Genomic DNA, 25,156 nt, shown 5'->3' on the forward strand with positions numbered 1-25,156 from the left:
CCGGACCGGCTTGAGGTTAATGATTGATCAGGACCACTGGTCGACGCCGGCGGCCTTCTTGATGGGATCGGCCAGGTGGCTGGTCAGGGCGAGCCAGGCGCCCTTGACCTTGTCCCTGCCGATGCGCCGGGTGATGCGGTCGAACTTCTGGGCGGCCCGGTCCAGGGCCTCCTTGGGCTTCTTGGAGCCGGTCATGCAGGCGTGCACTTCCTTGTCCAGGGCGTCCTGGTACTCGAAACCGCCGGGCAGGCAGAAGTCGGGCACGGTGTTGACCATGTTGTTGTACAGGGTGTTCAGGTACGGCTTGGTGTAGGTCTCGACCAGCCGCTCGGTGGGCTGGAGCATGTGGTTGACGCGGTACGGGTCGGAGTAGCCGCCGAGGTACGGGATGGCGTCGGCAGAGATGGTCGGGGAGGTCATCCACTGGGCGTAGGCGTAGGCCAGCTCGGGGTTGGCGGAGTACTTGGAGACCGCGTAGCCGTAGCCCCAGCAGAACATGCCCGCGTACAGCTTGGTGCCGTCCTTGGTGTAGTCGGCGGGCATGACCGTGGCCGCGATGTGGCCGGTGGTGGCCGGGCCGGTGGACGGGGCCTTGGAGTACTTGAAGCCGGACGGCCAGACGATGTTCATGAAGCCTTCGCCGCGTCCGAACGCGTTGTAGTTGGAGGACCAGGTGAAGGAGAAGGCGTCGGGATGCAGGAACTGGTTCATGGCGAGCATGTCTTCCAGGGCCGCCACGCCTTCGTCGGAGTTGAAGGTCGGGTTCATCTCGCCGTCGAAGTAGAGCATGCCCTTGGACACGAGGCGCTGCATGAACATCCACTTGACGTAGTACGGGGAACGGTACTCCAGGGAGCCGTAGAAGCCGTTGGCCGGATCGTGCATGAAGGAGGCCAGCTCGTAGTATTCCTTCCAGGTGTCGGGCACGGCCAGCTTGCGGCCGAACTTGTCCTCGAAGGCCTTGGCCTTGGCGGAATCCTCCAGGTAGTCCTTGCGGCACAGCAGGGTGATCTGGTCGCCGTCGTTGAGCAGACCGGCCACGCGGCCGTTGTACAGCTGGGCGTGGTGGGAGGCCGGGAAGACGACGCCGTATTCCTTGTTGAACAGCTCGGGGTCGTACTTGTCGGTCCAGTCGGTCAAATCGTAGATGACGCCGGAGTCGATCCAGTCCGGGTAGGACATGGCCGTGGGCATCATGACGTCGTAACGGCCGGTCTTGGCCACGGCCTCCTGCATGCCCTTGGTGTGGACGACCTCGTCCGGCTCCTCGATGAACTCCAGGGTGATGCCGAGTTCGTTCTTCCACTTGTCCACATACGGGGTCATGTTGCCGATGGAGCCGGTGGGGATGAGCAGGGTCAGGGTCTTTTTCGTGGCCTTGGCGGCGGCCACCTTGGCCAGGGCCCAGGCGCGCTCCTCGGGGCCGTTGATGGCCGCGAACGCCTTGACCGCGCCCAGCGGCGACAGGGCCACGGCGTTGGCCACGGCCGCGGCCACGCCCAGGGTGGTCATGGTCTTGAGGAACGACCGGCGGGTCATGCCTCCGGCCTCATACTCCTGCAGGGTTTTTTCCAGCTTCGGGTTCTTTTCCATTGCACACCTCAACTTGCTTAATATGTTGAAATCGCTTGCCAGCTACCGAACATCAGCCGATTTGCGCCGCGTCAGAGGACGTGGCGCTCGTAGGTATTCTCGCAGGGGTTGCCGGAACACAGCTCCAGCCACCCCGCTTCGGGGTCCATGATCACGGCGAACACGGTGTGAAAGGCCGTCTTCGGGTCCTCGCCGGGGAACCCGTGGGCGCAGATGCACCGGGGATGGTTGGTGTGGTCCCGGGTCAGCTCCTTGAGCTTGTCGGGATTCAGCACGCCCCGATGCCTCTTCAGGAAAGCGTCGGCCACCTGTTTGCGCACCATGGAGCCGCCGTGGGACAGCCAGTTGGGGGTCTCGAAACGGCGCATGTCCCGGCCCACGAAGTGGTTCGTGTGGGCGATGCTCCCGTCGATGTCGAGAAGCTGGTAGCAGGCCGCCGAGGTCTCGGCGCAGAAGGCCACCCCGCTCCCGGCGAACTGGTAGTTGATGCCGCCCGCGCGGGGTGAAAAGATGGCCGCGCCCAGCGCGTCGCCGATGCGCATGCTCGCCAGCGCCTTGCGCATGATGAACGGGTAGACCACTCCGGGCCGGGCGTCCGTGGCCGTGACCTTGTTGATGACCGCGCCCACGCCCGCAGAGTTCAGGCCGTTCAGGCCGAGGATTCCGGCGAACGACACCACCAGCTGGGTCGGGCCGTTGTCGGGGGTGATGCGCAGCAGGCAGAGAAATTTCTCGTAGTACTTCTCCATGTCGTAGGTCTGGCCGATGTAGGCCCGGCCATTCTCCCCCGCCTCATTCGTGACGTTGAAGGTGGTGCACCCCCACAGCCCGTCGGGCAGGACCGTGCCGCCGATGCCGGGCGCGCGCAGGTCCTCCAGCTCCAGGAAGGAGTTGAGGTAGAGAATTTCCCTGAAGGTCACGCTCGCGCCGTCAGCGATGCCGCGCATCTCCTCGACGAGGTCCGGCGAGAACTTCTCCAGGAAACCGAGATTCTTCATGCAAAAGGTTTCGAGCCGGTCCTTGTCCACGCGGATGAACCCGTTGTTCATCTGGTGGACCGAGGTCACGGACTCCACGAACTCGACGATCAGGTCCTTCAGGGCCTGGCCGTGGGCGCGCCCCATTTCGAACGGGGTGCCGGACAATGCTATGACGGGGATGGTGCTCATTGATGCTCCTGTTGATGGGGTCACCGCACGGGGAGGGGGCCGTTGGAAGGAATCCCCCTCCCCGGATCGGGAGGTACGGTGCCTAAAGCAGTTCCATGTAGTAGTCCCATTCCCAGGGATCGACGCGGTTGTTGAATGCCGGGGTGCCGTAGTCCTCGAACCGGGCCCTGGCGGTCTCGATCTCGAACTTCTTCACGGCCAGGACCAGCTTGATGAACTCGGGGTCGAGCACGGCGTGCAGGTCGATGTCGTTCTCGAAGGCCTCCACGGCCTCGTCCAGGGTGAACGGGAGCCTCGGCAGGGTGTCGTCGTCGTAGGCGATGCCCAGGACCGGATCGGGCAGTTCGGGCTTGGAGCGGATGCCCTCCAGCCCGGCGGCCAGGGTGGACAGGGCCAGGAGGTACGGGTTGGCCCCGCCGCAGGCCAGGCGGTTCTCGAAGTGGGTGGACTCGCCCCGGCAGCCCTTCAGGCGGATGCCCACGGTGCGGTTTTCCATGCCCCAGGTGGCGGTGTGCGGGGCAAACGAGTTGACCCGGTAGCGCTTGTAGCAGTTGACGGTCGGAGCGGTGAACACAGTGTTGGCCCGGGCGTGCTTGAGCATGCCCGCCAGGAAGTCGCGGGCCAGGTCGGACAGGCCGCATTCGCCGTCCGGGGCGTTGAAGGCGTTCCTGCCGGTCTTCTTGTCGATGAGCGAGACGTGGAAATGGGAGCCCGAGGCGCTGGAGTTGATGAACGGCTTGGTCAGCCAGGTGGCGATGTAGCCGTGCTGAAGGGAGATCTCCTTGCAGCCCATCTTGTAGAGGAAGGCGGTGTCGGCTGCGGCCAGGCCGTCCTGATAGTAGAGGTTGATCTCCTGCTGGCCGGGTCCGTGCTCGGAGTTCTGGGTGATGATCCGCACCCCGGCCTGGTCCATCTTGCGCATCAGGTCGTAAGTGTAGTCGATGTCGAAGTTGTTCTTCAGGGTGACGAAGATGGGCTGGCCGTCGTAGACCGGCTTTTTGGTCTCCTTGTCGAGCACGTAGAACTCGAACTCGTAGCCCAGGCGGCAGATGTAGCCCATGGCGTCGAACTCATCGATGATCTTCTTGAGCAGCAGGCGCGGGGAGGCCATGGCCGGACGGCCGTCGTACCAGTACGGGTCCACGGTGATGTTGGCGGTGTTGGGCACCCAGGGCAGGACCGTGAAGGTGGACAGGTCCGGCACGGTGCAGTGGTCCTCGAAGGCGACCTCCTCGGCATAGCCCGTGCCCTTGGGGACCATGGACTGGATGTCCAGGCCGAGCAGCCCGCCGTAGAAATTCAGGCCGTTTTCTATGTAGTCCATGAACGCGCCGACCGGCACGGTCTTGCTTCGGGACACGCCGTACAGATCCGCTTGCTCGAAACGGACAAAATGGATGTCGTTGTCCCGAATCTGCTTCTTGATGCTGTCGATGGAAGTGGATTTTGGCAGGCTCATCGTCTCTTTCCCTCATTTTGGCAATTTATGGTCGCGCTTGCCCGGAACGAATCCCGAACAATTTTCATCAATGTAATTTTTCCTCTTATTACAATCGCCGTGCCATTTGCCTCCATTTCAAATTAAACCCTTTAAAACAAATGTATTAAGACAATCTCTTCAAATTCCGGCATCTCTATCTCCCCATTTAATTCTGTCTCGATTATTAAAAACGATACTTGTATTCTCAGAAATTTAATCCGCTGATCAATTCGTATTTCTAAAATAAACCACATTAAAACAGGTAATTATTTGCCATATTATTGTGATTGAAAAAAATCCTTGAAAAAACTATAGTCAGCGTAAGAGCAAAATGTAGAAAAATGTAAATCAGTATGCACAAGCAGATGAACACGCCCTCCGACCTCCAGGCATTCGCCCGGCTGAGCCCGACCCCCATGGCCGTGCTCGGCCCGGACGGAATGATCGCCTTCGCCAACAACGCCTTCAGCCGGCTGCTCCCGGCCGATGCGCCGTTCCCCGAGGGACGGCGGCTGGGAGCCCTCCCCTTCGGGCTCCGGTTCCTGCGCGCCCTGGAGGACGGCCTGGCCCAGGTCGCCCTGACCGGTGCGGAGGAGCTGGTGGAGATCGGCGACCCGGCGGCCCCGGACCGACAGATGGTCTCCTGCCGCCTGGTGCCCCTGCGCGGCGGCGAAATAGTCATCGAGGTCCACCGCCACGCCGAGGTGGAGCGGCTGCGCAACGCCCTGCGCGACGAGAAGGTCCTGCGGCGGCAGTCGGACATGCTCCGCGAGCGCGGCCGCCAGCTCTTCTTCGACGTGGTCAACGAGTTGCCCGTGTTCGTCTACATGCAGCGACGCGACTACTCCGTGGCCTACGCCAACAAGAAGACCCTGGCCTTCTACGGCGAGGCGGGCGGACGGCGCTGCTACCAGATGTTCGGCGGCCGCGACGACCCGTGCCCGCACTGCCCGACCTTCCGGGTCTTCGACACGGACGAGCCCGTGGACTGGCAGTTCACCGACGACGCGGGCCGGACCTTCCACATCTACGACTATCCCTTCGAGGACGAGAACGGGGAGCCCCTGGTCATGGAGCTGGGGGTGGACATCACCGAGCTGAAGCGGGTGGAGCGGGAGCTGTTCCAGGCCCAGAAGATGCGGGCCATCGGCGTGCTCGCGGGCGGCATCGCCCACGACCTGAACAACAACCTGGTGCCGATCATCTTCAATATAGACTACGCCCTGGGCAAGGCGGACGGGACTGCCATGGAGGCCCCGCTGTCCGAGGCCCTCAAGGCCGCGTACAAGGCCTCGGAGCTGGTCGAGCAGGTCCTGGAGTACAGCCGCCAGCAGGAGGTCACCCGCTCGCCCCTGCACCTGAGCCCCCTGGCCCGCGAGAACCTGGCCATCCTGCACGGCACCCTGCCCGACCACGTGGCCCTGGACATGGACTGCTCGGCCATGAACGACTGCGTGCTGGCCAACCCCTCGCAGATCCAGCAGGTCCTGCTCAACCTCTGCCGCAACGCGGTCCAGGCCATGCCCGGCGGCGGCACCCTGTCCGTGCGCCTGTCCAACCTCCACCTGGACTCGCAGAAGGAGGCCCCGCACTCGGGCCTGGCCCTGGGCGACCACGTGGTCCTGACCGTGACCGACACGGGCCACGGCATCGAGCCGGGCACGGCGGAGCGCATCTTCGAGCCGTTCTACACCAGCAAATCCAAGAGCGGCGGCACGGGCATGGGGCTGGCCGTGGTCCACGCCATCGTGACCTGCAACGGCGGGTCCATCCACGTGGACTCCACGCCCGGCCGGGGCACGACCTTCACGGTCTACCTGCCCTGCACGGCCACGCCCGAGACCAAGACCCTGGCCCGGGACACCCGCCCGGCAGCCCGGTCCACCGGCCGCCTGCTCCTGGTGGACGACGACGCCGGGGCGCTGCAGGCCATGCAGCGCGTCCTGCGCGACGCGGGCTACGAGGTCTTCACCGCCAACAACGGACGGGAAGGGCTCAAGGAATTCTTCCGGGGCAAGGGGCGCTTCGAACTGGTGGTCACGGACCAGTCCATGCCCGCCATGACCGGCATGGAGATGGCCGCCCGCATCCTGGAGAACGCGCCGGACTCCAAGGTGGTCATCTGCACCGGTCACGTGGAGCCGCAACTGGAGGCCCAGGCCCGCAGGACCGGGGTGGCCGGGTTCATCATGAAGCCCATGTCGCCCCGCACGCTGGTGGAAAACGTCAATAAATTCCGCTCATAGGATCACCATGGCACGCATACTGATCATCGACGACGACGAACTCATCTTGAGCGGCCTGTCCCGCTGCTTCGGCGACCTGGGGCACGAGATCCTGACCGCCGACAGCCTCGGCCGGGGGCTGGTCCGGGCCCGGACCGGCGTGGACGTCATCTACCTGGACCTGAACCTGCCCGACGGCGACGGGCACATGTCCATCAACGAGCTTTCCGCCGCGCCCGGCGGCCCGGAGGTTATCGTCCTGACCGGCCTGAAGGACAACTTCGGGGCCCAGGAGACCCTGACCAGCGGGGCCTGGGACTACATCCAGAAACCGGCCACGCCCTCGGTCCTCAAGGCGTCGCTGGAGAGTGCGCTCAAGTACCGCAGCGACAAGTTCGCGGCCCAGGCCCCGGCCCGTGCCTTCGACGACGGGGGCATCATCGGCAAATCCCCGGCCATGGACCGGGCCCGGCAGCTCATGGCCCGGGCGGCCGAGAGCGAGGCCGGGGTGCTCATCCTCGGCGAGACCGGCGCGGGCAAGGAGCTGGCCGCCCAGGCCATCCACCGCAACAGCGCGCGGCGCGACAAGCCCTTCGTGGTGGTGGACTGCTCCAACCTGACCGAGACCCTGCTCGAGAGCGTGCTCTACGGCCACGTCAAGGGCGCGTTCACCGGTGCATCGGCCGACCACCGGGGTTTGGTGGCCGAGGCCGACGGCGGCACCCTGTTCCTGGACGAGATCGGCGAACTGCCCCCCTCCCTGCAGAAATCCTTCCTGCGCGTGCTCCAGGAGCACCGCTTCCGGCCCGTGGGCTCCACCCGCGAGCAGGCCAGCGACTTCCGGCTCATGGCCGCCACCAACCGCGACCTGGAGGCCATGACCCGCGCCGGGACCTTCCGCTCGGACCTGCTCTTCCGGCTGCGCACCCTGGAAATCCCCCTGCCGCCCCTGCGCGAGCGCGGCCAGGACGTCCTCCTCCTGGCCCACCACTTCGTCAAGGCGGCCTGCGGCCGCTACCGGCTGCCCCCCAAGAAGTTCTCCAAGCAGCTGGAAAAGGTCCTGCGCCCCTACACCTGGCCCGGCAACGTCCGCGAACTGGGCAACGTCATGGAGGCCGCGGTCATCAACGCGGGGCAGGAGCCGGTCATCTACCCCAAGCACCTTCCCGGCCACATCCGCGTCTCCTCCCTGGACAAGGCCAAGCCCAAACGCCAGCCCGCCAGGCCCCAGACCGGGCAGGCCACGGACGGCCCCATCCAGCCCTACCAGGACTACAAGGCCCTGCGCGACCAGGCCTACTTCCGCCAGCTCATGGACATCTGCGACTTCGACATCCCCGAGGCCAGCCGCCTGTCGGGGCTGAGCGTGCCGAGCGTCTACCGCCACCTCTCCCTGGCGGGCATCCGGCGCGGCAGGAAGTAGCCCCGCCCCCGTCTCCGCTCCCCGGAAAAGCCCGCCCCGCGGGGCTCCGCCGATCACATGTCACGCGTATTCATATTTCCGTGACGACATTGCCGGTTCCAGCTCCCGGAACTACATATCGAAACTTGTTCACCGGCGGATTCCGCCCGGTGTTCCCGTTCCGTATCCACCCCGTGCGCGGCGTCTCCGGACAACGCGTCACCCAATGGCGGCCCCGGGGGAGGCGCACTCGACGCCCTCCGTTCCCGAGGGTACGCATGCCGCCCGCAAGGAAGTCCACCGATGATCACACGCAGGAATTTTCTGACCATGAGCGCCCGGGCCCTGGCCCTGTTCCCCTTCCTGACCGCCTCCCAAGCCCTGGCCGGAGCCCCGTCCAAGCTCGCGCTGGCGGGCCCGCCCGCGCCGCTCAGCCTCCCCCTGGTCCGCCTGGCCCAGCAGGAACCGTCCGCCGCGCTGCCTTCCATGGAAATGAGACAGTGGCGCAACCCCGACATCATGCGCGCTTGGATGGTCTCGGGCGAGGTCCAGGTCTCGGCCGCCCCGGCCAACGCGGCGGCCATCCTCTACAACAAGGGCCTCCCGGTCCGGCTCCTGGACACCAACAACGGCGGGAGCCTGAGCCTCGTCACCAGCAGCCCGGACATCAAGAAATTCACGGACATCAAGGGCAAGAGCCTGCTCCTGTTCTTCCGGGGGGACACCCCGGACATCATCGTCCGCTACCTGGCCACGAAAAACGGCATCAACCCGGATGCGGACCTGACCGCGTCCTATGCGGACTCGCCCTTCGAGGCGCTGCAGATGCTGCTCTCCAAACGGACCGACACGGCCCTGCTGCCCGAGCCCGCCGCCACCGCCGCGATCCTCAAGGGCAAGGGGGCCGGTGTGGAGTTCCGGCGCATCGTCCTCCAGGACGTCTGGGAAGAGGTCACCGGCAGCACGTCGCTCATGCCGCTCGGCGGGACCATGTGCCAGGCCTCCCTGGCCACGGACTCCCCCGAGACCGTGGCCGCGTTGCAGACCGGCATCGGCGAGGCCGTGGACTGGATCAACGCGCACCCGGCGGACGCCGCCCGGCTATGCGCCGACTTCTTCGGCCTCAAGGCGCCGGTGCTGCAAAAGTCCCTGGAGACCTTCCCCATCCGCCGCAACCCGGCGGCCACGGCCAGGAAGGACCTGGAATTCTACTATTCGGCCCTGATGGGAATGTCGCCCAAACTGGTGGGCGGCAAGCTGCCCGACAAGGGTTTCTACCTGGCCTAGGCCGGAGGAAGCATGGGGCGCGCAGCCGGTGCGATCCGGTCCAGATTGAGGGACCTCCGCTACCCCGTCCTGGGCGTGGGGCTCTTCCTCGCCCTGTGGTGGGCGGGGAGCCTATGCTACGGCTCCTTCATCCTGCCCTCCCCCCGGGAGGCGTGCGCGGCCCTGTGGCGGCTGACCCTCACGGGCGCGGTGGGCAAGGCGGCGCTGGTCACGGCCTGGCGCGCGCTGGGCGGGTTCGCCATTGCGGCCCTGCTCGGCAGCGGAATCGGCATCCTGGCCGGACTCCGCCCCGCCCTGGCCCAGACCCTCAGGCCGGTGACGGCCATGCTCCTGGGCATCCCGCCCATCGCCTGGATCGTCCTGGCCATGCTCTGGTTCGGCACCACCGGGCTGACCCCGGTATTCACCGTGGTGGTCACCGCCCTACCCATCGTCTTCGCCGTGGCCGTGGAGGGCGCGCGCACCAGGGACCGGGGGCTGGAGGACATGGCCCGCTCCTTCGGCACCCCGCCGTTGATGCTCTTCCTGGACGTGCGCCTGCCGCACCTGCTGTCCTATCTCTTCCCCGGCTGGGTGACCGCCCTGGCCCTGTCCTGGAAGGTCGCGGTCATGGCCGAACTGCTCGCCTCCACCGACGGCATCGGCGCGAGCATGGCCCTGGCCCGGATCAACCTGGACACCGCCGACGCGCTGGCCTGGGTCATCGTCCTGCTCGTCATGCTCCTGGCCGTGGAACTGCTCGTGCTCGAACCGCTGCAGCGGCGCATGGAACCCTGGCGCGACGTCGCCGCATCCGCGTGACGGCCGGAGCCGGACCATGCTGACCTGGGAGAACGTCTCGCACGACTACGGGACCGGGCCGGTGCTGACCGGCGTCGGCCTGCGCGTCCCGCCCGGCGAGGTCCTCGCCCTGGCGGGCCGGTCCGGCTGCGGCAAGACCTCCCTGCTGAACATGGCCGCCGGGCTGCTCGCGCCGACCGCAGGCCGGGTGGCCAACACCTTTTCGCACACGGCCTGCGTGTTCCAGGAGCCCCGCCTGCTTCCCTGGCGGCGCACCGTGGACAACATAGCCTTCGGGCTCAAGGCCCTGGGCCTGCCCAGAGCCGAACGGCTGGCCTCGGCGCGCCGCCTGGCCGGGCGCATGGGGCTGGCCCCCGGCGACCTGGAAAAGTATCCCGGCGCACTGAGCGGCGGCATGCGCCAGCGGGCTTCCCTGGCCCGCGCCCTGGCCGTGGAGCCGGACCTGCTCCTGCTGGACGAGCCGTTCAGCGCCCTGGACGTGGGCCTGCGGCGCGAACTCCAGGACCTGGTCCGGTCCCTCATCGACGAGCGCGGCCTGGCCGCCGTGTTCGTGACCCATGATCTTTCCGAGGCGGTCCGGATGAGCGACCGCATCGTCATCCTGGCCCCGTCCCCCGGCCGCGTGGTCCTTGAACAACGCATCCCCGAGCCATTCGCGGCCCGCGACGCGGACTTCGTCCGGCGGACTGCAGACCGACTCCAGGCCGCACCGGCCGTGCGGACGGCCTTCGGACGGGCCGGAACCGCCCCCGTCGGGCGGACCGGCATTTTGACGGCATCAACCGGCATACAGGCCGCAACCAACGAGGTGAGTATGGTGGAATTCAAGCCCGTGCACCTTCCTGAGACGACCCTGGCCACGGACATGGCCGGGCGCAAGGTCCTGGTCAAGACCCGGATCGAGCGGGTCTTCGGCTACAATCCCATGGTCACGTCCCTGCTCTTCGCCCTGGCCCCGGACCGGATCGCGGGGCTGGGCATGCCGCCCATGCCGCCCGAGCGCATGCTGGCGAGCCCGGAGTACCTCTCCCTGCCGGTCCTCGGGGTCATGGGCGGCGATTTCGGCGGCGGCAAGACCACCTTCGACAGGGACGCGGTCCGGCAGCGCGGCGTGGACCTGATCCTCTCCCTGACCCTGTTCGCCCTGGACGAGGTCGAAGCGGGCGCGGCCGACCGGCTGCAACAGGAGCTGGGCATCCCGGTGCTCGTCTACGACGGCGGCCTGGACCGCACCGGCGAGGTCCTGCGGCGCGTGGGCGCGCTCCTCGGCGTCCCGGACCGCGGCAACGTCCTGGCCGATTATTTCGACGAGAAGTTCCGCCACATCGCCCAAACGGTCGCCGGAATCCCGCCGGGCGAGCGGCGCACGGTCTACTACGCTCAGTCGTCCACCGGCCTGCTGACCGAGCCCCGGCGGTCCCGCCACGGCGAGATCATCGAGTACGCGGGCGGGGTGAACGTGGCCGAGGTCTTCGAGCAGCGCGGCTGCGGCCGCACGCCGGTCTGCGCGGCGGACCTGGCCCGCTGGGACCCGGACGTGGTCATCATGCTCTCGGACGAGGGCAAGTCGCCCCAACGGCTGTACAACCGGCTGCGGACCGACCCGTTCTGGTCCAGGCTCAAGGCGGCCCGCGACAACGCCGTGTTCGAACCACCGGCGGGCATGTACAACTGGTTCGACCGGCCGCCGTCCGTGAACCGGCTCATGGGCCTGATCTGGCTGACCCACCTGCTCTACCCCGAGTGGTTCGGCTGGGACCTGGTCCGGGAGACCCGCGAGTTCTACAAGCTGTTCTACCGCATGGACCTCGGCCCCAAGCAGGTGGAGACCCTGCTCGGCCCGAGCCTGAGGGGGCTGGCCAACTAGCCCGCGATTTCCCCTTGTCCTTTGCGCCGCTCTTTGCGACCATGTAGAAATGGCGAAGTGCCGTGCCCGCGCGGGCACGGCCCCGGCCATGCGACATCAACCGCAAGGAGCCGTCATGAGGGAAGAGAACCTGTTATCCAGGCGTGTGTTTCTGGCCATGGCGGCGGGTACCGTGGTCAGCATCGGACTGCCCGGCGTGTTCGCCACGGTCGGGGAGGCCCGGCAGCAAGAGCTCGCCGAGGCGCTGAGGCCCGACGGACGGCTGCGGGTTCCTCCGGGGCAGACCGCCATCGAGCAGATCGAGGACATGGGCGGCAGGCCCGGGTCGCCCCGGCCCGAGGACTTCCGGCTGCGCGTCCACGGCGAGGTCGGCAATCCCTTTGATCTCGACTTCGAGGCGCTCACGGCCCTCCGACAGCAGGACTTCACCTGCGACATCCACTGCGTGACCGGCTGGACCCTGCTGGACTCCACCTGGCGCGGCGTCCCCATGGCCGCCCTCCTGGACCGGGCCAAGCCCACCGGGGACGCGAAATTCCTCGTCATCGAGGCCGCCCACGGCTACACCACGAGCATCCCGCTCTCCGAGGCCCGGAAGCCGGACGTGTTCCTGGCCCACACCCTGTTCGGCAGCCCCCTGCCCGGCCCCAACGGCGGCCCGGTGCGCGCGGTGGTCCCGGACCGCTACTTCTACAAGAGCGCCAAGTGGGTGGAGGGGTTGAAGATCGTCTCCAGGGACGAACTCGGCTTCTGGGAGACGCGCGGCTACAGCAACTCCGCCGATCCCTGGAAGGAGGAGCGCTACTCGCGATAGGCGGCCGCGCATCAGTCCACGCATTGGCCACGCATCGGCCACGCATCGGCCGCGCCGGAAGCGGCTTGACGGGGTGACGGTAGCGCCGTTAGCGTGGTGGAATGAAAAAATACCTATTCTGCCTGGCGGTCATCGTGTTGGCGGCGGCGACCAGCGCCCCTGCCGAAGAGGAAAAGGCGTTCGACGCCCACGCCACCTCGTTCAGCTATTTCTTCAAGGACACGGACATGGATTTCCACTTCGGGAATCTGGTCCTCGGCGCCACGCGCAACGGTGGCGCGGAGATCGGCGAGGCGTTCTACGCGGCCTCGCGGATCAAGGACGGCGACGCGGCCGATTGGCAGCGGGAATGGTTCGACCTGGCGGGCCGCGTGGAGGCGCGGGGCCTGGAGTCGCTTGCGGCGGGGCACAAGATCAGCGCGCGCGACCAACTGCTGCGGGCGGCCTATTACTACCGCCTCTCCCTGCTGGCCATGCTGCCGTCGGACCCGGAATTCACGGCGCGCGGGGAAAAGAGCCGCGCCCTCATGCGCAAGGCCGGGCCGCTGTTCGACCCGCCGCTGGAATATGTCGAAATCCCCTTCGAGGACACCGTACTGCCCGGGTATTTCCGCAAGGCCGACAATTCCGGCAAGTCGGCGAAGACCCTGCTGATGATCGGCGGCGGCGAGACGTTCATCGAGGACCTGTTCTTCTACATCGAACCCCAGGCCCATGCGCGCGGCTACAATTTCATGACCGTGGACCTGCCCGGCCAGGGCATGCTCCCGGCCTCGGGACACGTCTTCCGCACGGACACCTTCGTGCCCATGAAAAAGGTCGTCGACTACGCCCTGAGCCGCCCGGACGTGGCCCCGGACAAACTCGCGGCCTTCGGCATCAGCGGCGGCGGGCTGTTCGTGCCCCAGGCCGCCATGCACGACCCGCGCATCAAGGCGGTGATCATGAGCGCGGCCGTGGTGGACGCCCACCGGCTGTTCGCGACCATGCCGGCCGCCGTGGCTTCAAAGGAGGAAGAGGCCGCCTGGACCTCCTTCCACGCCGGGATCGTCAAATCCATCTGCGAGCGCTACGGCGTGAGCGCACCCGAGGGCCTCATCGAGGCCAACCGGGGCAACACCTTCGACGCGAGCAGCATCGCGGCCCCGGCCCTGCTCGTCGTGGGCGAGGGCGAATACCGCAGCGAGGAGGTCAAGAGCCAGCAGCGGACCGCCCTTTCCGGCTTCCCGGACAAGCGCGGCAGGCTGGTCGTCACCCCGGCGGACGAGGGCGCGACCAACCACTGCATCATGGAGAACCGCAGCCTGGTCGGCCAGGTCGTGTTCGACTGGCTGGACGGAATCTTCTGATCCGGCCGTCCGCCCGTTCCGCTTATTGGGCCTGCCGCCCGGCACCAACGGCCGCGGCGGTCCCGGGCTGCGCGGGCTCGCCGCCCAGAGCCTGGTACAAGGTGACGTAGTTGGCCAGCCGGTTGTAGAGGTTCTCGGCCACGGACTGCTCGGCCGTGCGCCGGGTGCTCTGGGCGTCCAGCCAGTCCTTGAGGGTCCCGGAGCCCATCTTGTAGCGGACCTCGTAGATGCGCTCCACCTCGCGGGCGGCGGTCAGATTGTCGGCCAGGTGCCTGGCCTGCTCGGCCAGATGGTCGCGGTTGGACAGCGCGTTCTCCACCTCCTTCATGGCCTCGTACAGGGTCTGCCGGAAGTTGACCACGGCCTCGTCGAAGTCGGCCTGGGAGACCTTGAGCTGGAGCTTCAGGGTATTCCAGTTGAGGAACGGAAAGGTCAGGCTGGAGACCAGCGCGGCCACGGGATTGTTCAGCAGGTCGGACAGCTCCGTGCTGGCGCTGCCCAGACTGCCGGTCAGGGTCAGGGGCGGATAGAAGTCCGCCTTGGCCGCGTCCGTCTTGGCCAGGTACTCGCGCAGGCGCAACTCCGCCGCGCGCAGGTCCGGGCGGCGGCCCAGGAGCTGGGCGGGCAGGCCTGCCGGGATGGTCGGCAATTTGGCCATGGACAAGTTCTCGGGGTCGGCCATGGTCTTGCCCGGAGGCATGTCGAAAAGCACGGCCAGGGCGTTGATGTCCTCCTTGCGCGACTGCTCCAGGGTCTGCCGCGTGGACAGCAGGTTGGCCAGGTCCTGCCTGGCCTGGTTGACTTCCAGGGGCGAGGTCGCGCCGAACTGCTCCTGGGACTCGGTCAGGGCCACGGTCTGACGCGAGGACTCGATGTTGCTCCGGCTGAGCTGCAACCGCACGTTGTCGTAGGCGATCTCCCAATACAGCGTCATGGTCGTGCCCACCAGGGACAGGGCCGTGCTCCGGCGGTCCTGCTCCGTGGCCAGGGCCTCCCATTCGGCGGCGTCGCGGGTCCGGGCCAGCCGGCCCCACAGGTCGGCTTCCCAGCTGACGCCGAACTTGGCGGAATAGGTGGTCTCCCAATCGCCCCGCTTGAGCGACTTCTCGCTGTCCGTACCCAGGGAGGCCGACAGGTTCGGGGTCATGTCCTCCCAGGCCAGGCCCGCCTGGTACTGGGCCTTGCGGACCTTGATGGCGGCTGCGGCCAGGTCGTTGTTGCGCTCCAGCGCCAGGGCGACCAGCCGGGCCAGCTCCGGGTCGCCGAAGTCCGTGGGCCAGTCCGCGGGCGAGGCCTCGGCCGGGGCCGAGGCCCACTGCGCGGGCGTGGCCGTTTCCGGGGGCGAGAACTCGGTCTTGAGCAGCGCCCCGCACCCCGAAAGGGGCAGAAGAAGGAGCAATATCAGGATCATATATTTTTTCATGGACTTCTCGCTTTCTATTCGCGGACCAGGGCGTCGACCGGGTCCAGGCGCGATGCGTTCCGGGCCGGAAGGAAGCCGAAAACCACGCCGATGAGGGTGGAGCAGACAAAGGCCAGGACCATGGAGGAGGTGGAGTAGACCATGGAGTAGCTGCCGCCGCTTTTTGAAACCGCCAGCCCCACGGCCAGGGCCAGGAGGATGCCGAGGACGCCGCCCAGCAGGCAGACCAGCACGGCCTCGATGAGGAACTGGCTCATGATGTCGGCCCGCCGCGCGCCCACGGCCATGCGCACGCCGATCTCGGGGGTGCGCTCCGTGACCGACACGAGCATGATGTTCATCACGCCTATCCCGCCGACCACCAGGGAGATGACCGCGATGGCCGAGATGAGCAGGGTCATGGTCTTGGTGGTGCTCTCAATGGTCTTGCGGATGGTGTCCGTGTTCATGATGAAGAAATCCTTGAGCTTGTGCCGCCGGGTGAGCAGGTTCCGGATGCCCTGCTCGGCGGCCTGCATGGGCGCGCCGTCCCTGACGCGCACGGTGATGCTCCCGAGGTAGGACTGTCCGAGCATCCGGTGCATGGCCGTGGTGTACGGCACCCAGATGTTCAGGGAGTCGCTGTTGCCGAAAAAGGACTGCTTCGCCTTGGTCACGCCGATGACCCGGCAGGGCACGGACCCGAGGATGACGACCTTGCCCAGCGCCTCGCCGTTCTCGCCGAACAGCCGCTTGCGCGTGTTCGGGTCGATGACCGCTACCTGGCCGATCTTCCGCACCATGTCGTTGTCGAAGGTCCGGCCCTCGTCCATCTCGTAGCCGTAAACCCGGAAATAGCGCTCGTTCACGCCGGTGACCGAGGCGTTCACATCCACGTTGCGGTAGCGCAGGTCCACCGTGGTGGAGACCTTGGGGGTCACGCTGTCCACATAGGACTGCTTGGACAGGACCTCGGCGTCCGTGGGCACCAGGGTGTGGATGTTGGACGACCGACGGTCGCCGAAGTCGTTGCCCGGAAAGATGTCGATGACGTTCGTGCCGATGGCGCTGATGTTGTTCAGCACGCGCTGCTGCGAGCCCTGGCCCAGAGCCACCACCGAGACCACCGAGGCGATGCCGATGATGATGCCGAGCATGGTCAGGAAGGTGCGCAGCTTGTGCGAGGCCATGGCCGAGACGGCCATGCGCAGCAGTTCGCGCGCCTGGTCCAGCCAGGCGACGGCGCTGCGTCTGACCGGCGCGTGGCGGGTCTCGGCGGGCACGGCAGCCGGGGCGCTCTCGTTGGCCCGGTCCGAGATGATCTCGCCGTCGCGGATCTCGATGATCCGGCGGGCGAAGGCGGCCACCTCCATGTCGTGGGTCACGACCACGATGGTGTGCCCCTCGGCGTTGAGCTCGGTCAACAGCTTCATGGTTTCCCGGCCGCTGTGGCTGTCCAGGGCGCCGGTGGGTTCGTCGGCCAGGATGACCTGCCCGCCGTTCATCAGGGCGCGCGAGATGGACACCCGCTGCTGCTGGCCGCCCGAGAGCTGGCCGGGCTTGTAGTCGAGGCGGTCCCCGAGGCCCAGCCGCCGGAGCAGTTCGGCCGCCCGTTCCCTGCGGTCCGCCGGGGCCATGCCCTCGTAGATGGCGGGCATCTCCACGTTGTCAAGCGCCGTCAGCGAGGACAGCAGGTGGTAGCGCTGGAAGATGAAGCCGAAGTGCTCGCGCCGCAGCCGGGCCAGTTCGTCGGCGTCCAGTTCGGAGACGTCGCGGCCCGCGATGCGGTAGGAGCCGCTGGTCGCCCGGTCCAGGCAGCCCAGGATGTTCATCAGCGTGGACTTGCCCGAGCCCGAGGCCCCGACGATGGCGACCATCTCCCCGGCCTCGATGCTCAGGTTCACGTCCTTGAGCACCGCCATGGGCCGGTCGCCCGCAGGGTATTCCTTCCAAAGATTCTCGATTTGCAGCAGCGGCATGGCTACAGCCCCATGGGCGAACGATGGCGGTTGGATTCCTGCCGGACCACGGCGTCCGCGTCCGCTTCGCCCAGGATCACGCGGTCGCCCTCCTTGAGTCCGTCGAGCACCTGGATGTTGACGGAATCCGACAGGCCCACCTTCACGCTGCGGGTCTCGGCCCGGCCCTCGGCGTCGAGCACGCGGACGGTGTAGCCCCCCTTGGCTTCCTTGGTGCCCAGGGCGCTCTCGGGGATGAGCGGCACGCCCTTGGCCTCGTCGAGCACGATGGTCACCTCGGCGGTCATGGAGATACGCAGCTTGTGGTCGGGGTTGGGCACGTCGAACAGGGCGTTGTAGTAGATGGCCTCGTCCGAGGAGCTGGTCGTGGTCGTACTGTCGCCATCGTCGGCTATGGAGGACGGCGCCGGCTCGATGCTCCGCAGGGTGGCCTCGTACTTGTTGTCCGGCTCGCCGAGGATGGTGAAGAAGACCTTCTGGCCGGGCTTGACGTGGACCACGTCCGCCTCGGAGACCTCGGCCTCCACGGTCATGGTGTCGAGCTGGGCCAGCTTGACGATGGTCGGCGTGGACTGCGAGGCGTTCACGGTCTGGCCTTCCTTGGTGATCACGGCGACGATCACCCCGTCCATGGGCGCGGTGATCTTGGTGTAGCCGAGGTCGACCTTGGCCGTATCCACGTCGATGGCCGCGGCCACGATCTGGGCGTCCAGGGAAGCGATGTCCGCCCTGGTCTCGGCCAAGGTCGCCTGGGCGTCCTCATAGTCCTGCCGGGAGGTGGCCTTGGACTTGAGCATGCCCTGCTGACGCGTGAACTCGGACTGGGCCTGTTGCAGCGTGGCCACCTTGGCCGCCCGCTCAGCCTTGATCTTCTCCAGGTCCGCCTCGGCGATGCTCAGGGCGTTCTTCTGGGACTGGGAGTCGATCTCGGCGATGAGTTCGCCCTCCTTGACCGCGTCGCCAAGCTCCACCTTCAGGGACTTGACCTGGCCCGAGGCCTGCGCGCCCACGCTGACCTGCTTGAAGGCCGTCAGGGTCCCGGTGGCCAGCACCGTTTCCTGCACGTCTCCCCTGGTCACGGGCGAGGTCAGGTATTGCATCGGCTGCGCTGTGGGGAAGAAGAACATCTTGCCCCCCACCCCAAGGCCGATCAGGACGACGGCGGCGGCCGCCTTGTATAACCATTTCATATGGACTCCGGAATCTATTGTGGTGTTTCCCGCGCCGGTGGCGCTTCATCTCGCAAACTTCATAGGACATTCTTCGATGTTCAGGGGTTAAAAGATGCTCAGGAATTGTAAAAATATGTAAAACGACCCGCCTCGCGACCCGCATCGACGCCTTTCACATCGGCACGCGACACGCCTGCGGATACAAAAAATGTCGTTGCCTGGGGAGAAAACCAAAAATCCCGGGAAAGAAGGCCCCGTATCTCGCTTCCCGGACCGAGCGGCGGTCAGCCCGCTCGACAGGAAGACCGGGCTCGCCGTCGGACGGAAAGTCCGGTCCGCCGATTGCCTCCGCCGGGATAAAATTATAGAAGCGTTCCCATGAGCCACCTACATGAGACAAAATCCAAGGAAGCCGTGGTCGCGCAGGCGGTCCGCCACATCAACCATCATGGCGGCGGACTTGGCGCATGGTTCGTCGGCATCGAGGAAAAAGGTTCGGACCGCGATGCCCGGAGCAACCGCCATCCCATGCACTATGAACTGCCCTCCGAGGACGAGGCCAAGTCCGCCATGTCCCTGCTGCTCGACCTGGGCCTCCAGGCCGACGACGAGTACGGCGCGCAACCGACCGTTTTATTTGTGTATACACAAAAATAAGCGCTTCCCGCCCAAACCGACGGAAGTGAACGAACGGCTTGTCCCGATCGGGGCGAGCCGTTGTTGTTCCGGATCATGCCTTGAATTTTGAAAGAAATATCCCGCCAAAAAACACATCCCCTTTTCATTGAATATTCTCCCACAGTATATTGCGCCCAGGCCTACGGCAAAGCCACTCTCCCCGCCAATACACATAAATTATTGTAGAATTGACCGGCGCACAACAAATCAACACCCCCCTTCCACTGGGGACACGTTGAAACGGGCCGGGGATTAACCGGACTCCCTGGTGGCGACCATCTCCTGCCCTTGCGAGGCGACGAAAGCTCCCTGTCGCCCCACTCTTGCTGGACATTCCCGGACAACGGATTACATCCATGGAAACGAAGCACGGAGAGTAGCAATTCAAGGCGCTCTCCCGTCAAATCGTCAGCAATAACCGGAGGTTTGATATGGCTCTTTTCAGGAACAGGAAGAACGGCAATCTCTATTTCGCACTGGGCACCGTAACCAACGCGACCAACGCCCAGGACGATCAGGAGATGGTTCTCTATCGTCCGGTCAAAAGCGAAAGGCTGTTCTGCCGGGAACGGGAAGAATTCAATCAGAAATTCGAGAGCGTCGATGCGGACAAGATCGTGGATTTGCTTGGCCCGGTCAAAAATAATCCCTAGACGACGCTACAAGTACGACAGCGTGACGAACGAGACGGCCATGGCCAAGGCTCCGGCCGTCACCATCGGCGACATGCCCGCTTCAAGGATGGACACGTCCACGGCCAGGTCATGCAGGCCGCACAACCGGCACAGGGCGAGAGCCGCAAGCGGAGCTGCAGCCAGCTTGCCCGCCCCTCCTTGCATCCCCTTCACGGCCGGCGCGGGGTACGGACACGAACGAAACGCCAGACCGACAACGAGCGCAATGGTGGGAGGGAAAAGAATGGCCCGGCGGAATGATCAGGGGAATGTTGATCCGGGTGTTGCTCCCGTATACGGACAACATCGCCGAATCGTAGAGGGTGAAGATCAGCAACGTGCCGATCTGGTCATGGACGATAAGCGGCGGCAGGACCTTGTCCCCCCCCCCAGAAGGCCATGCCCATGGGCACGATCAGCAGCCGGCCCCCGGTTGCCGCCCAGGTCCACTTGAACAGCCGTCCCAGCCTGAGCACCAGGGCCGCGGGAAAAAACAGCATTACCCAGGGAATGACGGCGGGCACGGCCATCTCCCTGGAAAAGGCGATCTGTGGCGCCTTGAGCAGGATCACCGCAGGCAGGACGATGTGAAGCGCAAACATGTTGAGGACATGGTCCGTTTGCTTTGGGAACACCGGGAAGCGCCGGAGCAGCGCTCCTATCACGACGAGGATACAGATAAAAATGAATTATTCCATGTGAAGGCCGGAGTCAGATCAAGGTTGTGACGGGTATTGCCCAACGCAAGCGATTGGCCCGGGGCCAGCGTCATTGAAAACGGGCCTTCGCCAAACGCCCGGCATTTTGCAATACACGGTGTGACAACGACACGGGAACAGCCACGGCGTCCGGTCGGTTTGTCGGCTCGCAACAAGGGCATGGAGGCCTCCCCTCCATGCCCTTACCGCAATTCCAAGGTCACGCTAGAACCGATCGTAATCGTCGTTATTCATGCCCACCGCCGACGATCCGGGAAGCCTGGGGGGCGCGACGAAGCTTCTGGCCACGGTGGAGATGGTTCTGGCACCACTATCGTCGTCTATCTTGAAAAAGGCCACAGTATCGCTGAGGTGGGCCGCCTGGGCGTTTAGCTCTTCCGAGGTGGACGACACCTCCTCCGACGAGGCGGCGGATTGCTGGATAACCCGGTCCAACTGCTGGATGGCACTATTGACGGTATCCGCACCCGCGCTCTGCTCGGCGCTGGCAGAGGATATCTCCTGAATCAGGGCGGCGGTACGCTGGATATCCGGCACCATCTTGTTCAGCATCTGTCCGGCAGCCTCGGCCACGGCAACACTGCTGGCCGACAGTTCCCGGATCTCGGCCGCAGCCGTACCCGAACGTTCGGCCAGCTTGCGGACCTCGGCCGCCACCACGGCAAAGCCCTTGCCATGTTCTCCTGCACGGGCCGCTTCGATGGCCGCATTCAGTGCGAGCAGGTTCGTCTGCCGCGCGATTTCCTCGACAATGGATATCTTGTCCGCGATCTCGCGCATGGCCGAGATGGTTTCGGTCACGGCCTGGCCGCCCTTTTCAGCCTCTTCCGCAGTGTTGAGGGAGATGTGTTCTGTTTTGAGGGCGTTTTCCGCATTATGGCTGATGTTGGCAACCATCTGTTCCATGGAGGCCGCCACCTCTTCTATGCTGGCCGCCTGTTCGGTGGCTCCCTGGGCCAGGGATTCGGAGGTCGAGGACAACTCCTGTGAACCACCGCCAACGGAGCCGACGGCCAAGCGCACCTTGCTCACCACGGACAAGAGTTTCTGGCCCATGTTATCCAGGGATTGGATCAACCGCCCGATCTCGTCCTTGCGGGCATACCCTTCGACCCGGTAGGTGAGGTCCCCCTGTTCAATGCGGGCCAGGCCGATTTCCACGGCCTCCAGAGGATTGAATATGAGTTTTTTAACCAGGAAAAGAACCATCAGAACGGACAGGACGAGAGCGATCACTGCCACGATGATGTTGAAGATCAGGTTGTCGATCGAGTCGGCGGCGATGGCCTGCTGTTTCTTGTATGTCCAGACCTTCCATCCCAAGGCGTCGATGTTGAACACACGCCCCTCAAACGCCTCGCCGTTCATCTGGAACAGAATTCTGTCCGCAGGCGTCGCATCCTTGTATTTCTCGAGGGCGGGCACCTCTTGCCAGAGGCTCTTTCCGATCTGCTCCTTGTCGGGGCTGGCCATGATATAGCCGTCCGCCCGGGACAGGAACACGTCCTTCATGTTCAGGGTGTTCTGGGTCACCTCGGTGATGGTGGTCAGGGGCAGGTTGAGGCACAGCACCCCCTCGGTCTGGTCATGGTTGAACAGCGGGACGGAGACTGCCATGACGGTCTGCCCGATGGAGGACACGTACGGCGTTGTGATGATGCGTTTTTCACCGCCGAAGATGCGGATGTACCATTCCCGCTGCTTGGCCTTCTCATTGAAGTTCGGCACCAGTCCCTTGGCCCCGATGGAGTACGTGGAACCGTCACGCAGACAATAGTAGGTGTCCGTAACCCCGGCCTGCTTGGCCAGTTGTCCAAGCAGATTTATCCGGTAGTTCAAATTGGTCTGTCCATCTCCCGACGGCGTGTCGGGATAGAGCTTGGCTATGAGTTCCAATTCGCTGAAATAGGTATTGGTTTTCTCTGCCACGGCCTTGGCGATGGCCTGCGAAGCCGTACTCAGCTGGTTCAGCTGATTGGTATAGGAGGACTCCCTGAAATTTCGGTAGGAGAAAATCGACAGGACCGAAATAATGATCGCGAAGAACAGGAAGACACTGAGAACGATTTTGTTTTTGGCACTCATCGTCATGGGAACATCCAAAGTGTTGAGTTAGAAGATTCATGAACGCGTATCCGCCGCCCCCAAAGAGCGTTGCATCCGATGCCCTCAAGGCTCAGGCCCATGTTCGGATCAACTCTCTCAACCACCGCCAACGGGGAATCACTTCGAATGAGTCCGAATCACTGTGCCTCTGTCGTCACCACTCTTCGCTTTTTGTGCATGACGCACAAAATTGCCGTAAAGCGGTTTGCCCACATTGCATTCCTGTTACGGGAATAGCCTTGATCGCATCCCGAGGGATGCAAAGCAATGAAAGTGCTTGATTGATCAGTTCGGTACTACTGAATCAAATTTGCAGGCAATAAATACGTTGCAAATGACATGCCTTTTAATATATTGATATATTATAATATTAATTTTGTTCCATCCACCGGTAATGATCAGAAAAAGAAACCTGTTTCAAATCGATAAGAACAAGGCTGAGTGGCACCGAAACAGTGCATACTGTTTAAATACGCTTTACTGATAGCCACTTTTGTTGCACTACGACAACATCACAGACGTATTTCGGGCAATACAACTTTCAATCAGCTAATACCATTATCGAAAAACACTGTTGTTGCACGCAGGCAACAGTTGCACCAGCGCAACAGACCCACCACATCTCATGCCGACCGGGACATTCAGCTCGAGGGTCCGCGCGAACGTAAAAACCCCTTTTACTCAGCTAAGTTAAATGCTCATGCCATCGGCGTGCGCCTAGGCCAATGCGGCCAGGACAGCGTCACTGCCGAGGCGGCTGACCATGATGCCGAGCCGTTCCTTTTTCCCGCCGTGTTCCTTGTAAAATTCCAGCCCTCTTGCGACCAGTTCCAAGGCTTCGTCCGCGCCAAGCCCCTTTGCCAGAGCGAGCCCGGGTGCTGCGCGGTGCCGGGCGGAACCGCCATAGAGCACCATCCATCCCTGCGCACCGCCCACTAGGCCGAGGTCACGGATAAAACTCAATCCGCACCCCTCGGCACAGCCTGAAATCCCGCTCTTGACCTTGAACGGATACGGCGCATGGCATTGCAGCACGACCAGCAGCCGATTCGCCATGGCGCGCGTCTCCTGCTGTCCTAACTTGCACTGCGCCCCGCCGCTGCAGACGGAGATGGACGGGGGACACTTGGCGACCCGCGTGCCCAGCATTTCAATCACGGCATCGAGCCTGTCGGCCGGGACCCCTTCCAGGTTAAGCCTCTGTCCGGTGGTGGCCCGCAGATCGTTCAGCTGGAAGGCATCCATGACCTCCTGCACCCGTTGCAGCATGTCCCGGTCCAGCAAGCCCTGGTGAAGACACAGCCGCAGGGCGTAGGTCCCATCCTTCCGTTCCACCGGCATCACGCTCAACGCTTGGCTAGCGGTGTTTCCCATTTGAACACTCCTTGGGCATCGCCCGAAGTCCGACTGATTTTTTTTGCAACCGTTGGCTGCCCTAGAGCCATTTTCCTCCACGGGGCAGGCTCGGAATAAACGGTTATTCCCCGTCCCAGATATTCTCGAGGGTGTAGGGGGAGCCCTCCAGCATCCAGTGCGATCCATCGAGAAAGCGGTAGCCCATATCCATGGCCGAAATGAGGGCCATGTCGGCTTCGCCCAGTTCAAGGTCGGCGGCCGCAAGGTTCTGCCGGAGCCGATCCGGATTGGTCGACTTGGGGATGACGGATGTCCCCCTGGTGACGGCCCACCCGAGCAGTATCGAAGCAGGAGTGGTACCAAGCCTCTCCGACATGGCGACAATTTCCGGATGATCGAGCAGGCTCGGCTCTCCCTCCCTGTGTTGGTGTGCCGGACGGTGTTTGGAACCAAGCGGGGCGAAACCGGTGACGGCCAGGCCGTTTGCCCGGCAGAAGGCGCGCATCCCGTCCTGCTGGAGATAGGGATGCATCTCCACCTGACTGACGGCGGGCCGGATGGACCCGTTGTCGAGCAGGACCTGGATCTTTTTCGTGCTGAAATTCGATGTGCCGATGTGCCGCACCAGCCCGGACCGGACGCAAGCTTCCAATGCGTTCCAGGTTTCCAATGCGTGTTCCGTGGTCCAGGCGATGAAGTCCTGCCTGGACTGCGGATACATGACCGTATGCGCCAGCTGCACGGGCCAATGGATCAGGTAGAGGTCGAGATAATCCAGACCGAGCGCCTTCAGGGACTGTTCCAAGGCGGGACGGACATCCTCGGGGCGCTGGGCATTGTTCCATAGCTTGGAGGTGATCCACAGCTCCTCGCGTGCAACGGATGTGGCCTTCAGGGCCTCGCCCACTTCGGCCTCGTTGCCGTACACCTGGGCACAGTCCACGTGACGATAGCCGAGGTTCAGGGCTTCGGTCACGGCCCTGCCCACTTCTCCCTTGTCCGCGCGCCATGTGCCGAGGCCGAGGGCGGGCATTTTCGCCCCGGTATGCAGGGAAAGATATTTCACGGTCCACCTCGCAAGAC

General features: G+C 64.4%; 19 protein-coding genes. 9 read left to right on the forward strand and 10 right to left on the reverse strand.

From position 1 onward, the window contains the following. Positions 1-27: 27 nt before the first annotated feature. The 3 genes from AB6M95_RS01190 to AB6M95_RS01200 all read right to left on the reverse strand — a co-directional run bounded on the left by AB6M95_RS01190 (position 28) and on the right by AB6M95_RS01200 (position 4,221). Positions 28-1,593, reverse strand: coding sequence for an extracellular solute-binding protein (locus AB6M95_RS01190; protein WP_371384900.1), 1,566 nt, complete (start codon positions 1,591-1,593; stop codon positions 28-30). 71 nt (positions 1,594-1,664) lie between these two features. After that, positions 1,665-2,762, reverse strand: coding sequence for a C45 family autoproteolytic acyltransferase/hydrolase (locus tag AB6M95_RS01195; RefSeq protein ID WP_371384901.1), 1,098 nt, complete (start codon positions 2,760-2,762; stop codon positions 1,665-1,667). Between the two features lie 82 nt (positions 2,763-2,844). Next, positions 2,845-4,221, reverse strand: a complete 1,377-nt coding sequence (locus AB6M95_RS01200) for a glutamine synthetase family protein (protein WP_371384902.1) — start codon at positions 4,219-4,221, stop codon at positions 2,845-2,847. 374 nt (positions 4,222-4,595) lie between these two features. Between AB6M95_RS01200 and AB6M95_RS01205 the strand changes: the two genes are divergently transcribed. The 7 genes from AB6M95_RS01205 to AB6M95_RS01235 all read left to right on the forward strand — a co-directional run bounded on the left by AB6M95_RS01205 (position 4,596) and on the right by AB6M95_RS01235 (position 13,987). Further along, positions 4,596-6,488, forward strand: a complete 1,893-nt coding sequence (locus tag AB6M95_RS01205) for a hybrid sensor histidine kinase/response regulator (RefSeq protein ID WP_371384903.1) — start codon at positions 4,596-4,598, stop codon at positions 6,486-6,488. A gap of 7 nt (positions 6,489-6,495) precedes the next feature. Then, positions 6,496-7,890, forward strand: a complete 1,395-nt coding sequence (locus AB6M95_RS01210) for a sigma-54-dependent transcriptional regulator (protein ID WP_371384904.1) — start codon at positions 6,496-6,498, stop codon at positions 7,888-7,890. A 282-nt stretch (positions 7,891-8,172) separates the two neighbouring features. Beyond that, complete coding sequence (locus AB6M95_RS01215; RefSeq protein ID WP_371384905.1) at positions 8,173-9,156, forward strand: ABC transporter substrate-binding protein; 984 nt, start codon at positions 8,173-8,175, stop codon at positions 9,154-9,156. 12 nt (positions 9,157-9,168) lie between these two features. Beyond that, positions 9,169-9,957 (forward strand): ABC transporter permease, encoded by a 789-nt coding sequence (locus AB6M95_RS01220; protein WP_371384906.1) that lies wholly within the window; start codon positions 9,169-9,171, stop codon positions 9,955-9,957. Between the two features lie 16 nt (positions 9,958-9,973). Further along, a complete protein-coding gene (locus AB6M95_RS01225; RefSeq protein WP_371384907.1) occupies positions 9,974-11,824 on the forward strand; it encodes an ATP-binding cassette domain-containing protein in 1,851 nt (616 codons plus the stop codon). A gap of 115 nt (positions 11,825-11,939) precedes the next feature. Continuing rightward, on the forward strand, positions 11,940-12,638 hold the full coding sequence (locus AB6M95_RS01230) for a molybdopterin-dependent oxidoreductase (protein WP_371384908.1): 699 nt from the start codon (positions 11,940-11,942) through the stop codon (positions 12,636-12,638). A gap of 101 nt (positions 12,639-12,739) precedes the next feature. Then, positions 12,740-13,987, forward strand: a complete 1,248-nt coding sequence (locus AB6M95_RS01235) for an alpha/beta hydrolase family protein (RefSeq protein WP_371384909.1) — start codon at positions 12,740-12,742, stop codon at positions 13,985-13,987. A gap of 22 nt (positions 13,988-14,009) precedes the next feature. On the opposite strand, the gene AB6M95_RS01240 is transcribed toward AB6M95_RS01235, so the two are convergent. Genes AB6M95_RS01240 through AB6M95_RS01250 form a run of 3 tightly spaced genes read right to left on the reverse strand, consistent with a single transcriptional unit; the run spans position 14,010 to position 18,558 of the window. After that, positions 14,010-15,410, reverse strand: coding sequence for an efflux transporter outer membrane subunit (locus AB6M95_RS01240; protein WP_371384910.1), 1,401 nt, complete (start codon positions 15,408-15,410; stop codon positions 14,010-14,012). 14 nt (positions 15,411-15,424) lie between these two features. Next, the gene (locus AB6M95_RS01245) at positions 15,425-17,368 is read right to left on the reverse strand and encodes a MacB family efflux pump subunit (protein WP_371384911.1); all 1,944 of its coding nucleotides are present in this window, start codon (positions 17,366-17,368) and stop codon (positions 15,425-15,427) included. Between the two features lie 2 nt (positions 17,369-17,370). Next, complete coding sequence (locus tag AB6M95_RS01250) at positions 17,371-18,558, reverse strand: efflux RND transporter periplasmic adaptor subunit (RefSeq protein WP_371384912.1); 1,188 nt, start codon at positions 18,556-18,558, stop codon at positions 17,371-17,373. A gap of 360 nt (positions 18,559-18,918) precedes the next feature. Between AB6M95_RS01250 and AB6M95_RS01255 the strand changes: the two genes are divergently transcribed. Continuing rightward, positions 18,919-19,197 (forward strand): hypothetical protein, encoded by a 279-nt coding sequence (locus AB6M95_RS01255; protein ID WP_371384913.1) that lies wholly within the window; start codon positions 18,919-18,921, stop codon positions 19,195-19,197. Between the two features lie 452 nt (positions 19,198-19,649). Beyond that, positions 19,650-19,871 (forward strand): hypothetical protein, encoded by a 222-nt coding sequence (locus AB6M95_RS01260; protein ID WP_371384914.1) that lies wholly within the window; start codon positions 19,650-19,652, stop codon positions 19,869-19,871. A 371-nt stretch (positions 19,872-20,242) separates the two neighbouring features. On the opposite strand, the gene AB6M95_RS01265 is transcribed toward AB6M95_RS01260, so the two are convergent. From AB6M95_RS01265 to AB6M95_RS01280, 4 genes are all read right to left on the reverse strand, one after another. Next, positions 20,243-20,494 (reverse strand): hypothetical protein, encoded by a 252-nt coding sequence (locus AB6M95_RS01265; RefSeq protein WP_371384915.1) that lies wholly within the window; start codon positions 20,492-20,494, stop codon positions 20,243-20,245. A 321-nt stretch (positions 20,495-20,815) separates the two neighbouring features. Beyond that, a complete protein-coding gene (locus AB6M95_RS01270; protein ID WP_371384916.1) occupies positions 20,816-22,702 on the reverse strand; it encodes a methyl-accepting chemotaxis protein in 1,887 nt (628 codons plus the stop codon). 732 nt (positions 22,703-23,434) lie between these two features. Further along, a complete protein-coding gene (locus AB6M95_RS01275; RefSeq protein ID WP_371384917.1) occupies positions 23,435-24,091 on the reverse strand; it encodes a ferredoxin-like domain-containing protein in 657 nt (218 codons plus the stop codon). A gap of 103 nt (positions 24,092-24,194) precedes the next feature. Continuing rightward, positions 24,195-25,139 carry an aldo/keto reductase gene (locus AB6M95_RS01280; RefSeq protein ID WP_371384918.1) on the reverse strand — a complete coding sequence of 315 codons (945 nt, stop codon included), beginning with the start codon at positions 25,137-25,139 and terminating at the stop codon, positions 24,195-24,197. Positions 25,140-25,156: the final 17 nt, after the last annotated feature.

This window comes from Pseudodesulfovibrio karagichevae, assembly GCF_041414475.1.
GTDB lineage: Bacteria > Desulfobacterota > Desulfovibrionia > Desulfovibrionales > Desulfovibrionaceae > Pseudodesulfovibrio > Pseudodesulfovibrio karagichevae.